The organism is Botrimarina hoheduenensis (genome assembly GCF_007859815.1).
GTDB classification, from domain to species: Bacteria; Planctomycetota; Planctomycetia; order Pirellulales; family Lacipirellulaceae; genus Botrimarina; species Botrimarina hoheduenensis.
This window is the reverse complement of record NZ_SJPH01000002.1, coordinates 715,328-728,028: the sequence shown is the minus strand read 5'-3', so window position 1 is coordinate 728,028 and position 12,701 is coordinate 715,328. Positions and strand designations below refer to the sequence as shown.

At 64.0% G+C, this 12,701-nt stretch carries 10 protein-coding genes; 4 read left to right on the top strand and 6 right to left on the bottom strand.

What is annotated here, in order from left to right; all coding sequences use genetic code 11:
• Window positions 1-174: 174 nt before the first annotated feature.
• From Pla111_RS06655 to Pla111_RS06635, 5 genes are all read right to left on the bottom strand, one after another.
• Entirely contained in the window at window positions 175-2,085 is a 1,911-nt protein-coding gene (locus Pla111_RS06655) for a 6-phosphofructokinase (RefSeq protein WP_146572559.1), read from the bottom strand.
• A 179-nt stretch (window positions 2,086-2,264) separates the two neighbouring features.
• Window positions 2,265-2,990 carry a polyprenol monophosphomannose synthase gene (locus Pla111_RS06650; protein ID WP_146572557.1) on the bottom strand — a complete coding sequence of 242 codons (726 nt, stop codon included), beginning with the start codon at window positions 2,988-2,990 and terminating at the stop codon, window positions 2,265-2,267.
• Between the two features lie 55 nt (window positions 2,991-3,045).
• Window positions 3,046-4,161 (bottom strand): A/G-specific adenine glycosylase, encoded by a 1,116-nt coding sequence (mutY, locus tag Pla111_RS06645; RefSeq protein WP_146572555.1) that lies wholly within the window; start codon window positions 4,159-4,161, stop codon window positions 3,046-3,048.
• Window positions 4,158-6,212, bottom strand: coding sequence for a hypothetical protein (locus tag Pla111_RS06640; protein WP_146572553.1), 2,055 nt, complete (start codon window positions 6,210-6,212; stop codon window positions 4,158-4,160). Before Pla111_RS06640 ends, mutY begins: the two co-directional genes overlap by 4 nt.
• Window positions 6,213-6,507: 295 nt before the next feature.
• Window positions 6,508-8,019, bottom strand: coding sequence for a carboxypeptidase M32 (locus Pla111_RS06635; protein WP_146572551.1), 1,512 nt, complete (start codon window positions 8,017-8,019; stop codon window positions 6,508-6,510).
• A gap of 118 nt (window positions 8,020-8,137) precedes the next feature.
• Here Pla111_RS06635 and bshB1 point away from each other — a divergent pair, with 118 nt between their 5' ends.
• The 4 genes from bshB1 (at window position 8,138) to xerC (ending at window position 11,450) form a co-directional block, all read left to right on the top strand.
• A complete protein-coding gene (gene bshB1, locus Pla111_RS06630; RefSeq protein WP_146572549.1) occupies window positions 8,138-8,827 on the top strand; it encodes a bacillithiol biosynthesis deacetylase BshB1 in 690 nt (229 codons plus the stop codon).
• Window positions 8,828-8,948: 121 nt separating this feature from the next.
• Window positions 8,949-10,079, top strand: a complete 1,131-nt coding sequence (locus Pla111_RS06625; RefSeq protein WP_231930789.1) for a hypothetical protein — start codon at window positions 8,949-8,951, stop codon at window positions 10,077-10,079.
• A 128-nt stretch (window positions 10,080-10,207) separates the two neighbouring features.
• Window positions 10,208-10,447, top strand: a complete 240-nt coding sequence (locus Pla111_RS06620; protein WP_197524815.1) for a hypothetical protein — start codon at window positions 10,208-10,210, stop codon at window positions 10,445-10,447.
• 103 nt (window positions 10,448-10,550) lie between these two features.
• On the top strand, window positions 10,551-11,450 hold the full coding sequence (gene xerC / locus Pla111_RS06615; RefSeq protein WP_146572547.1) for a tyrosine recombinase XerC: 900 nt from the start codon (window positions 10,551-10,553) through the stop codon (window positions 11,448-11,450).
• A gap of 43 nt (window positions 11,451-11,493) precedes the next feature.
• On the opposite strand, the gene Pla111_RS06610 is transcribed toward xerC, so the two are convergent.
• Entirely contained in the window at window positions 11,494-12,501 is a 1,008-nt protein-coding gene (locus tag Pla111_RS06610; RefSeq protein ID WP_197524814.1) for a hypothetical protein, read from the bottom strand.
• Between the last annotated feature and the right edge of the window lie 200 nt (window positions 12,502-12,701).

Genomic DNA, 12,701 nt, shown 5'->3' with positions numbered 1-12,701 from the left:
AGACGGTGGGTCGCTCAAAGCAAACCGCCATCCTATCGCTCCACGGCTGGTTGCAGAACCGCGGGGTCGGTTCAGAATCTCACCAAACACCCGCCGCAAAGCGCTACGAGCCGCGAGAGAGTGACTCTCTCGCGGCTCGTTGTCGTTATTCCCAATTGCTACGCTAGACAAGGCTCACTCGGTGAGAGCGGCCTCGAGCGCAGCCCGCGCCTGTTCGACCGAATCCTCTTCCAAGTCGGACTCGGCTGACTCGGTCAGAGGGGGCTTGGCGGCGGGAGCGGGGTCGGCCGAGGTTGAAGCCGCGGCAAGCTTCTGCTTGACCAACTCCGCGACGTCAATTGCCCCCAGATCGGCGCTGACCGTTGACGAGGCGGGTGCTTCATCACGACGGGCCTGGGCGGCCTCGGCGATGCGCTTCGCCAATTGGGCCTGTGCACGGCGGATCGGGTCTTCCGCGTCAGTCGCGGCGCCTGATTCCTCGACGATTGCCTTAGCAGTTGTCTCCTCGTCATCACTGGCTTCTGTGTCGGTGGACGCTTCTTCTTCCTTTAAGGCTTCCAGCGGGCCTTGGGTCGCCGTATCAACCTCGTCGAGCATCTCAAGCAGCGACTCCGCGACCGCTTCGACTTCATGGTCCTCGTCGTCGGCCGCAGTCTCAGCGGTTGGGTCGATAACGATTTTCTGCGCTACCGGCTCGGTGGTCGTGATGGCATCGGGCCGCTTCGCTTCCGTTTCTGCCGGTTGCGCCATTGCGGTCTCAGCCGATGCTTGGGGCTCGGTCTCTTCCGCAACGGCCTCTGCTACAACGGCCTCTTCCGCAGGGGCCTCTGCCACGGCGGGCACTTCTACCGTGATCTCATCCACCGCGATCGCTGCTACAGCCGCCCCGACTTCTAGGGTTTCAATCGGCATACCCGCAACGAGCTGGACCTCCTCCGTCGGCCCCGCAGCAAGATTCACGTAAGCCTCTGAGCTGAAAACGTCGTGTCCCAACGCATCGGCCGGACGATCGCCAAAGCTGATGCCCAACGCCCGAGCCGCCTGGACTGCCGGTCCGTTTTGATCGACCTGGCGCAGGACGTTGACGGCCTCCATAATCGGCACGCTTGTCATCTCCGGTGGCCGGCTGCAGATCATCTCGCCGAAGCGTTGCTCTTTGATCAGGCGTACGGCATGGGCCCCGAATTGGGTGGCCAGAACGCGGTCGAAAGTGGTGGGCTTGCCGCCTCGCTGCAGGTGGCCCAGCACGCTGAGGCGGGTTTCGCGGTGCAAGCGTTTAGCGATCTCGTCGGTAACGGCGCGGCCGACACCGCCGAGCTTCATTTGCTGACCCGCACGTTCCTCGCCAACCAAGCCACCATCGGGCAGATGCGCTCCTTCGGCGACGACGACCAGTGTGAACTTCTTGCCCTGACTCTCACGGTGCAGAATCTTATGGCAGACGTGGTCATAGTCCCATTTGATCTCGGGAATGAGGATCACGTCACCGCCGCCGGCGATGCCCGCGTGCAGAGCGATCCAGCCGGCGTGCCGACCCATCACCTCAAGGACCATGATCCGCTCATGGCTGGCGGCCGTGGTGTGCAACCGGTCGAGGGCGTCGGTTGCGCACTCGATCGCGCTGTCGAAGCCGAAGGTGAACGCCGTAGCCGACAGGTCGTTGTCGATGGTCTTGGGAACGCCCACCACATTGATGCCGTTCTCATGAAACTGCTGGGCGACGGCGAGCGAACCATCGCCGCCCACGCAAATCAGGCCGTCGATGCCGAGTTGCTCGATCGTTTGCTTCACGCCAGCAATCAGGTCGGGCGCGATCTCGACGCGGTCTTGCACCCCGACCGTCGCGGCAAAGCGACCCTTGTTGGTCGAGCCCAGGATCGTTCCGCCCTGGCTCAAGATACCCGCGGTGCTACGCGGGGTGAGGTGAACGTATTGAACGGGGTCGTAAAGCCCCTCGTAGCCCTTCAGGAAGCCAACACAGTCGTAGCCGAGCTGGTGGCAGGCCTTCACGGCACCACGGATGACGGCGTTGAGTCCGGGACAGTCGCCGCCCGACGTAAGGATACCGATGCGTTTCTTGGTCATGGACTTTGTTTCCGTGCGGCAGAGACTCAGAGAGAGGGGGGAGCAGCCAGTAACCTCGCCGCGCGGGTTTACTCACGCGGGCGCAAGAGGTCCGCATAAGGCTAGGTCACCCCAAACAGCGCGCAGCCCGGTACCAACCGCTGGGAGAGAGCCACCCTCGCCTTTGCCGGCGCTAGCCCTTACGACCGGCGTGACCCGAACCACTCGATAGCGCCGAGCCGAACGAGAAGCCTTGCCGCGGCATAGACTTCGCTGCGGTTGATCTTTGAGGCCCCGGCGCGGCGTTCGGTGAAAGTGATCGGAGCCTCGGCAAAACGAGCCCCTGACTGCTTGAGCCGCCAGAGGATCTCTTCCAGATAGGCGTACCCGGTGCATCTGAGCTGGGTAAAGTCGAGCCGACGCAGCGCATCCACTCGATACGCCCGGAAAGCACCGCTGCAGTCCTGCGTGGGCAACCACAGCAGCCAGCGGGCCGCGGTGTTGACAAACCGGCTCGCCAGCCGGCGTTGCAGTGGCCAATCCACGATCGCACCGCCAGCCACATAGCGCGAACCGATCGCCACATCGGCCCCGGCGTCGATGAGTTCCAAGAGCTTCGGCAGCCGGTCGGGCGGATGACTCCAATCGGCGTCGAGCGTGGCCACCACGTCGTAGCCTTCATCGATCGCCACACGCATCGCGGCCAGGGTGGCCGATCCCAGCCCCAATTTCCCCTGACGGCTTAACAGACGCACCCGCGGGTCGGCCTTGGCCCGCTGCGCGGCCCAGGCTCCTGTTCCGTCAGGCGAATTGTCATCGACAATCAGCACTTCGGCCTGAGGGACCCTGGCGAGGACCGCCTCGACAAGCGTCGGGAGGTTCTCGATCTCGTTGTAGGTAGCGATCGCGACGAGCGTCTGTGCCATGTCCCCCAGTATCTGCCCAAACAAGGGCTGCGCCGAGCGCAGATCGCTCCGCGATCTACTCCGCAACCAGCCGCTTGGCGATCTTCCGGGCGGTGACGCTCAGCGGCAGATCGCTCAACTCCACGGGCTTCAGCCAGCGCGGCGTGCCGGGACGGGCAATCCGTCCGTCAATGGCATGAGCCTCGTAGACTTCTAAGGTAATGCGGAAGCGCGTGACACCGTGCTTAAGGGTCAGCAGTTGTGTCCCCACTTCGCACCGCACGCCGGTCTGGTCACGAACCTTATCGGCAATCTCGTCGCGTACCAAGAACGACTCCTCGGCATCGAGTGAGAAGCGCGGGAAGTCCCACAACCCGGCCCAACGTTCGTCGGCAGCGCATTGTCTCACGAGCACCGCAGCGCCCTTGCGGACGACAACCGCCGCCTCGCGCACGTCGGCGAATACCAGCTTCTTAGTCGTCGGGGCCAACTTACCGACAACTCCCTGCCGTCGCGCCTCGCACAGTGTCTCGACAGGGCACCGCGGGCAGGCGGGGCTGGTTGGCGTGCACACTAACGACCCGAGCTCCATGAGCGCTTGATTAAAATCGGCCACGTTCTTCGTGGGGAGCAGCTCTTCGGCGAGCGACCACAGCCTTTTCTGACCGGCGGAGCGAGTGGGATCTCCCTCGTAAGCGATCAATCGTGTGAGCAGCCGGATCGTGTTGGCTTCCAAAATCGGCGCGCGCTTCCCAAACGCGATCGAGACAATCGCCCCGGCCGTATAGCGGCCGATGCCCGGCAGGGTCTGCAGGGTGGCGAGGTCGGCGGGGAAAACGCCAGCATGCTCTTCGGTCACGCGGCGCGCCGCAGCATGCAGCGAGCGGGCGCGCCGATAGTAGCCAAGCCCTTCCCACAACCGAAGCACCTGCTGCTCATCGGCAGCGGCCAGATGTTCGACGGTTGGAAAAGCGGTCATGAAGCGCTCGAAGTAAGCGCGCACCGTCTCAACTTGCGTCTGCTGCAGCATCACCTCGCTGACCCACACGCGGTACGGATCGCCATCTTGGCGCCAGGGCAGATCGCGGCGGTGCGTGGCGTACCACGCCAGCAGCCGCTTCCGGAAGCGGTCCTTCCATGCCGCGGGGCGAGGCTTGTCGGCGGTTAACGGCTTGCCCGCGGGGCGGGTCACAGCTCGCCCGGTTCACCCAGGGCGAACGTCTTCCGCGACCACACCGCACGGGGATCTTCTCCTTCGTAGCCGTCGATTCGTTCGGCGGGCGATTCCACCACCACTCCTACCACTCCTATCATCTGCGCGCGCGAGGAGATAAATCGCTTCGCATCGATCGGCTCGGTCGTGATGACTGGCACCCGAATTCCGTCCAGCTCAAACTCATAGCGAACCATTTTACCGGCCTTGGCGGGGGGCCCAACCGGCATGGCTGCGAAGAACACGCCGCCGTGCGGGCGATCCCCCCATTCGATCCAATGGCGTGCAATCACCCGCGAGCTTTCGCGGGGCAAGGCCTCTCGCCAGAGCTTGGTAAACACATCCCGGGCCGCGAACTCGGCGTCGCGACGCAGACGCGTGGGGGCATTCGGATCGTGAAGCGTCAGCGCCTCGCCGAGCTCGCAAAGCGTTGCGTATGCTCGGCCCATCGAAGGTGCCTCGTCCGGCACTTGCAGCGATCCTTCGGAGAAGATGCCTGCCGCCTCACGGGCACCGGTCGCGAGCGCCGCGAGGGAAGCGGCGTCGTACAGCGGTGCCCCACGCAGTGGGAAGCTCGGAACCGACTCGAACGAGGCGTTCTTCGCCCGATCAGCAGCGGGCGAGGAGGTCGGAAGTGAGTTATTCGCAGGAACCACCGCAGAGCGGGCCGCGCGGATCGGTTTGTCGGTCGACGGGGTCGGGGCCTGCGCGCTCGCCATCGCTGGCGGGGTGGCGCGAAGGGTGTCGTCGGGCAAGGTAAACTCAGCAGGTTCGGCGTGCTTCGTTGAATCCGGCACCTTGTTCAGCTCCGGTTTTGAAGCGTCTCCATAACGCGAGCCGACGCGCTCTTCTCCCTTCGGGATTGACCATGCTGCGGGGATATCGGGTTGAGCATCGTCCTCATAGGTCGCGGTCTCGACTCCGCTGTGCTCGTAGCGGCTCCGTGGAGCGGCGGGGCTAACCGCCGATGGAGCCGCCTCACGCAACGCAATCGGCTCGTCACTCGGCACTGCCGGGGGGAGCGTTAGGCTTGCGGGCTCGCGGGCCGGAACCCGGTCGCTGGGAGTCTCTCCCGAAGCGGTAAAGTTGGGCATGGGTAGTTCAACGGTTTCGAAATCGCTCAACGTCAACCAAGCCGCGGGCACCGCAATCATCAACAGTCCTGCGACAGCGCTGATCGGACCGCTCCATCCATGACGGCGCGGCTCCGAGGTACCGAGCAGCAGCGGCTCGAGCGCTTCGTCTTCGATTCGATCTGCCTCTTGTTCTACTGCTTCTTCCCCCAACAGATGGCTGAGGTCGTTCTGAAACGAATCGCTAGCGGAAGATAGCTGACTCGCTTCTTTGACTGGCTTGGAAACGCCCATCGTTACCGAGGCCCGCGCTGCCACGATCGGTTCTTTAGGCGTTGCGCTGATTCTTCGCTCGGATACCGAGGGGGCAGGAACCACGGCCGGTGCCCGCTCGAGCGCTGCCGTTGATCCTGCGGCTGAGGGCTTTGGTTCGTCAGTCGCTGAAGGCTCTTGATCGAGCGGCGTATCGCGAAAGTCGAAGCCGAACTCTTTCAGCAGGTCGGACGTCTGCTTAGCTGAGTCGGCTCCGCGCGCCGAAAGTGGTTCGTCGCCCCTCTTCGATGTGGTGCCGAACGGCTCCGACAACGCTTTGCCGGTCTGCGCCTCACCATCGCGGGACTTGTCGAGGTCCTTCGCAGGAGATGCGTTACCCGTCCCGATTGAGGAATTCGGCTCGATCGACGGTGGAGTCCACCCGCGTGCTTGGCTGAGCGTCGGACGCACGGAGGCCGAGGGCGAACTATCTGTGGAGGCGACTACCGGAGTAGGGCTGCTGACGACAACCGCCGGACGAAGGCTGCGCACGCGCAGCCGCTCATGCTCAACTTCGGTCTGGCAGTGCGGGCACTCCAATCGCCCGCGTGGCGAGGCCGGGCCGGGGAGCGCAAACAGCTCTTCGCACGCCGGGCACACGCCGACCACAGGGAGCGAGACTTCGGAAGTGTCGTTAACAGGCATCGGCGGGCGGTCCTCCAAGACCTCAGGCGTCGGCAAGCGGGCGGGGCCGGCAAGCGAAACGGGGCTTCAAGCGGTGCTGACTCTTGCCGTATCCATGCCCCGCTAGAAGCGGTTGTGGCAACCGGCGCAATCGATCGGCATGTGCATTCTGCACCGAATCGACCGATTACGCAGCGCTGGGTAGCGGGTGCTAGCACCCGGTTCGGCCCCCAAGGGTCCACCAAATCCGCAAAAACCGCAAAGTCTACCGCTCCCGACGCACCGAACGCCCCCGCCGCTGCGCTGGGATCAAGTTTCAAAGCCCATAGAGGCCGCCGAACTTGGTCCGCAGATGGGCCATCAGCGGCTCGGCCGAAAGCGGCTTGCCGGTAATCTGCTCGACCAGCTGCGCGGCGCTGACACGCTGTCCGACCGAATGGATCTTGGTGCGGAGCCAATCGAGCAGCGGGGCAAACTCGCCCCGAGCGAAGCGGGCCCCTAAGTCGCCGAGGTCCGACTCTGCCTGCTCGAAAAGCTGAGCGGCGTAGAGATTCCCCAGCGCGTAGGTGGGGAAATAGCCGAAGGCACCCATGCTCCAATGCACGTCTTGCAGGCAGCCCTGAGCATCGTTCGCGGGAGTCGCGCCGACGATGCGCGTGTACGCCTCGTTCCACGCACCGGGCAGGTCGGCCACCGCCAGATCGCCCTCGATCATCGCGCGCTCGAGTTCGTACCGTACCACCACATGCAGGTTGTAGGTCGCTTCGTCGCTGTCGACACGGATCAGCGAGGGTTTGGCCTCATTGATCGCGAACCACCACTGGTCGGGATCGACTCCTTTCATGCTGGTGGGGAAGGCCGCACACAGCGGAGCAAAGAAGTGCTGCCAGAAGCCACGGCTGCGGCCGACCAGGTTCTCCCACATGCGTGACTGCGACTCATGGATGCCCAGCGAGATCGCCGTCCCCGGCGGCAAGCCAAACCATTTTTCCGAAAGTCCCTGCTCGTAGAGACCATGTCCCGTCTCGTGCAGGATGCTGAAGAACCCGTCAACAAAGTCGTGCTCGTTGTAGCGCGTCGTGAGCCGGATATCGCGCGGGCCGGCCCCGCCGCAAAACGGATGGGGGGTCACGTCCAGAGAGCCGGCTTGGAAATCGAAGCCGACGGCCGCCGCGGCGACTTTACCAAAAGCCACTTGCTGTTGAACCGGAAAGCTCCGCTGGGTTAGTTCGCTCGGGGCCGTGACGCCGCTCTGTACAATCTGCTGGACAAGCGGTGTCAGCTGGTCGCGCAGCGCGGCAAGCGCCGCGCCAACCGAGTCGCCCGTTTCACCGGGCTCGTACTCATCCAGCAGCGCATCATAGGGTGAGCCGTTGTACCCAAAGGCTGCAGCGCGTTGCCGTTGCAACTCGAGCATCCGCTCGAGCGATGGACGAAAGGTCGCAAAGTCGTCTGCCTTGCGAGCCGCCGCCCAGGCATGATGCGACTGGCTCGCGACGCGGGCCACTTCCTCGACGAGCTCGCCGGGCAGCTTGGTGAGCCGGTGGTAGACGCGCGTCATCTCTCGGGCCACGCAGCCGATGTCGCTCTCGGGATCAGCAGACTCGTCCGCAGCGCTTAGTTCAGCCAGCCAATCGCCCAGTTCGGGGGCGGTGCTGCGACGATGGATAACGCCGGCAAGATACGCTTGCTGCTCGGCGCGCCACGCGGCCCCCGCCGGCGGCATATGGGTTTGCTCGTCCCATTCGACGAGGCCCGAGATTGACGACAGCAGGGCGGTCTCACGGGCGTGCGCGCGGACCTTTTCAAAGGTGTTTGCAACAGACATAGCGATATCGTGCGGCGTTTTAACGACGGGAACCAAGGACGAGTTACACTAGCTTTTCTGTTAGCGTAGAGATTCGTCGCCAAACTCCCCACCCCCGCTCACCGACCCGCCGCCACGCATGCTGGACGCCCTGATTATTGCCCCGCACCCTGACGACGCGGAACTCGGTGCCGGCGGCGTCATCCTGAAACTGCTGGCCGAGGGAAAGCGGGTCGGCGTGCTCGACCTGACAAGCGGTGAACCAACGCCGCACGGCTCGCCCGAGCTGCGCGCGCGTGAAACCGCCGCCGCCACGGAAGTGCTCGGCCTGCCGTGGCGAGAGAATCTCGGACTCGTGAACCGCTCACTCGAGCCGACCCTTGAGAACCGCGCGAAGCTAGCGGGAGTCCTGCGGCGAGAGCGGCCTCGGTGGCTGTTCGCTCCCTATTGGGAAGACGCCCATCCTGACCACACCGCCGCCACCAAGCTGGTGGAGGATGCCCGCTTCTGGGCGAAACTCACCAAGTGCGACCTACCGGGCGAGCCGTATCACCCCGAGCGGATCTATTACTACTACTGTGTTCATCTGAAGCTGGCACCTCAGCCCGCGTTTGTGCTGGACATCTCGGAGGTCTGGGAGCAAAAGCTAGCGGCCATCCGTTGCTACCACAGCCAGTTTGTCACCGGCCGACCGACCGAGCCCCCCACGTTTCTCGAGCGCTTGCGCGATGAAGCGGCTTACTGGGGCAAAGCGATCGGCACCGCCTACGGCGAGCCGATCGCAACGCGCGAGCCGCTGGCGTTGCGATCGCTAGCTGGCCTCGTTTGAAACCACGATCTCTGCCCGAGAATATCTGTAGCGGTTGTGACGATTGTGCCGATGCCCCCTGAGACGGCGCATCCGCGCGCCGCGTGCTAGCAGGGGGGCTGCTGGCAAGGCTATTGCCCCGATGCGGTCGTACTTTCGACTACTGCTGCTTGCGCTCGCGCCGCTCGTCGTTCTGACGACCGGGTGCCACATTGTCGTGCCCGAGGTCTCGCACCAAGCGCTCTTGCACAACCCCTTCCCGCAGCTGAGCCGGGTGGCGGTTACGCCATTTTTCAACCAAAGCGAAGAGCCGACGGTTGATGGTCGCCAATTCGCGCGGGCTTATTTCTCAGAACTGCAAACTATCCCCGGCTATGAAGTCGTTCCGGTTGGCGTCGTGGAGACGGCGATGCGCGAGATGGGGATCGTGAACCTAGACGATCCGGCGAAAGTGCGTGCCCTGGGCGAAGCGCTGGGGGTCGATGCCGTGGTTGTCGGAGCCGTCACGGAGTTTTCACCCTACTATCCGCCCCGGTGCGGCCTGCGTGTCAGTTGGTACGCCAGCAACCCCGGATTCCACGAGATCCCGGCCGGTTATGGGCTCCCGTGGGGCACGGCGATGGAAGAGTACATCCCGCCGAAAGTGGTTTTCGAAGCCGAGATGGCGTTGGCTCGCGCACAGCTAGAAACACAATCGCCGACGGTTGGTGGTCTGCCCCAGGTGGTCACGCCGACCGATCAGGCACCCTTGAGTGAGCCGCTCCCCTTCCCCTTGGAAGCAACGCAGCCGCTCGAGGCCGATCCTTTCGAGGGTTCGGGGGAGCCTGCCGAATCTCTGCCCGCTCCGCAGGACGCTATCGATGCGCGCGACGCCGGCGCAGAGGCCACTTCGTACGCTGCGAACGATGCGATCGGCCCGACAGGATCAAGCGTCGCTACTGATGCCACCGGCGCATTCCCCCCGGAATGGCCCGATGCGAGCGGCTTCACGCCTCCCGGTCCCTCTGCCGTGCGTCCTCAAGCGAGTCCGAACTTCGGTCCGGTTATGACGCAAACGCAGGTTTATCATGGTGCCGATGCCGAATTCACTGCAGCGCTTGCCGACTATGTCGGTTTTCGCGACGACGCGCGCACCGGCGGCTGGCAGTCGTACCTGTCGCGTAGCGACGACTTCATCCGCTTCTGCTGCCACCGCCATCTGAGCGAGATGCTGATCGCGCGCGGTGGAGGTGGTGAAACGCGAGTGGTGAGCCGCTGGCCGCGTGGCCGATAGACGGTCGTTAGAGCACACGATCGTTCTGTGTCCTCTAGCGCGGTGGCCCGGATGCCGCCCCCTAGCGGAGCTCGGTCGTCCCCGCCGCTCGCATTCCCCCCGCAAGCTGCCGCACGGAGGCGCCCGCCGTGAGTGATGAAGTGAATGTTCTGGCTTTAGTCAAAGGCACGGAACGGTACCTATTTTTGTACAGCGATGATCAGCAAGCCGCCGCGCTCCGAGCCCTCGGCCGCGCCGCGTCGAACCCTGAGCTGAGCTTCACGTGGTACGACGCCGCGGTGCTCAGCAAGCGGATCCGCAACGAGGCCCAAAAGCAACAGCTTTTTGGTTCACGACTGTCGGGCAAGGCACCGCTCCCCAAGGAGTGAGTTCTTTCCCGAACGATCAAGCCACAGGCTGCGGGGTCTCGCTTACCACTAGGTTGGCGATGCCCTGCAGCCTTTTTCTTTTCTTTTGGGAGATTCTTGAATCGTGCGTCGCGAAACGGGCCAGTTCCTGCGTCACTTGCAGCGCGAGCGCAACGCCTCGCCGCACACGATCAAGGCTTATCGAGAAGACCTCGCCGGCCTGGCCGAGTACCTCGAAGACGAAACCGGCAAGACCCCCGAACCCGCGTCGATCACTCCCACCGAACTGCGCGGCTACGCCGCGGCGCTGGGCGAAGCGGGCTATGCCAAGTCATCGATCGCGCGTCGGCTCGCGTCGGCGCGCAGCTTCTTTCGTTTCGGGCAGCGTGAGGGCTGGGCCCCCGCGAATCCCGCGGCCGCTCTGCGCAACCCCCGCAAGTCGCAACGGCTGCCGCACTTCCTCAGCAGCGACGAAGTCGGCCGTCTGCTCGCGACCCCCGCCACGAAGACCGCCCAGGGTCTGCGCGATCGTGCGATCCTCGAAACCCTGTACTCGGCGGGCCTCCGCGTCAGTGAGCTTGTCGGCCTGTGCGACGGAGACCTCGACCTCGAAGAGGGGGTCCTGCGGGTTCGCGGCAAGGGCCGCAAAGAACGGCTCGCTCCGCTCGGTTCTTTTGCTAGCGCTGCGCTGCAAAACTGGTTTGCGGCCCGATCGCTGCACCCCGCCGAACCCTCCGGCGAAGCGGCGGCCGTGTTCACGAATCGCTTCGGTCGGCGGCTCACGACGCGCAGCGTTGCCCGGATGCTGGAGAAGCATCTGGCAACCGCGGGGCTCGATCGCCGCACCAGCCCGCACACGCTGCGGCACAGCTTCGCGACCCACCTGCTGGATCGCGGAGCCGACATCCGCAGCGTGCAAGAGCTGCTCGGCCATAAGAGCCTGGTCACCACGCAAATCTACACCCACCTCAGCACACGCAACCTGCGTGAGGCATACGAGCGTGCTCACCCCCGCGCCCGGTAAGTCGGGCGCAGGAGCTACCCCATCCGCCAACCGCTGGTCGTGATCAACGCCGCTTGTAAAGAAGCGTCGCCGCCGACAGCAACATTAGCAGAGCGCATGAAGGTTCTGGGATCGGAACGCTGAAGCCAAAGTCATCGAAGAAGTTCTTGCCCAGCAGCGGCCCGGCGTTCAGGCCATCTTCGAGACGCCAGCCGAGCACGGTCAGGTCGTTGAGCGCCGTTCCGAGCGCTGTTCCCGCAGGGGCCAACGGCGTCCAGGTGTTGGCCGAGAGATCAAAGTAGTCCAGCGAGAACGTGTCCGCGGTCAGATCGATCGAAACCCGCACGCCATCCCAGTTGTTCTGGTCAGCGATGAAGGCCGTGGCGTTCCAGGGATTCGAAGGGCTGTCACGCCAGTAAACCGAATTGTCTCGGGCGTATCCCCACTGCAAGCCAATGTTGTTAGCGCTGTCTTTGAACGACATGGTGAACTTGTCGCCCGACTTGTCGGGCGTCGGCGTGTCGCCCGGATTGGGGCAGAAGTAAAAGCTCACATCGACCGTTCCCGAGGTAACGCTGGCTGGCGTCACGCCACCGAAGTCGTAGCTATCGAGGTTGTAGTCGTACTCCATGGCTCCGGTCCCCAGCGGCGTATCGTTGCGCAGGGCTAGGTTGTAGGCGTCGGTCCGACCACCGAAGTGGCCGCCGACAGCGTACGCGCCCACACCGTTAGGATCGGTCGGCGCATACGCCGGTGCCGTCGCGGTGTAGCTGAGGCGGTTCACCGCGGAGGCAAAGTATCCGCCGACAGGGCTGGTCAGCTCCCACAGACCGCTATCGGGCAGCAAGAAAGTGGGGCCCGAACCCCCGCCTGAGTTGGCCCCGTACTGCCCGGCGTTGTAGTAGGTCACGTCACCGGTGATGCTCCCGTACTGCGGGGCGTACCCGTCCGCGGGGGTGAAACTGTTCAGGTGGGCATTAGCGTGCGAAGCCCCCCCCACCAAGCCAACAAGAAACAAGACGCGCAGCGCGCATCGACTCCGCAAATCGGCGTTCATTAGCGTGTCACTCACAAGAAGCGAGGCGGCGAGAAGAAACCGTGATTGGCCCCGTGTTCGGTTGACCAAACTTGTCACGGCGTGTTGAGCATAGCTCTCCGCCAGGCAAACACTAGCGGATTATTTTGATTTTTCTGGTTGGATCGATTTCCCGGTTACCCGGGAATCGGTGCCGGGGCGGTGTCTCTTTTTTGACACAGCCAGTCTGTGACGTA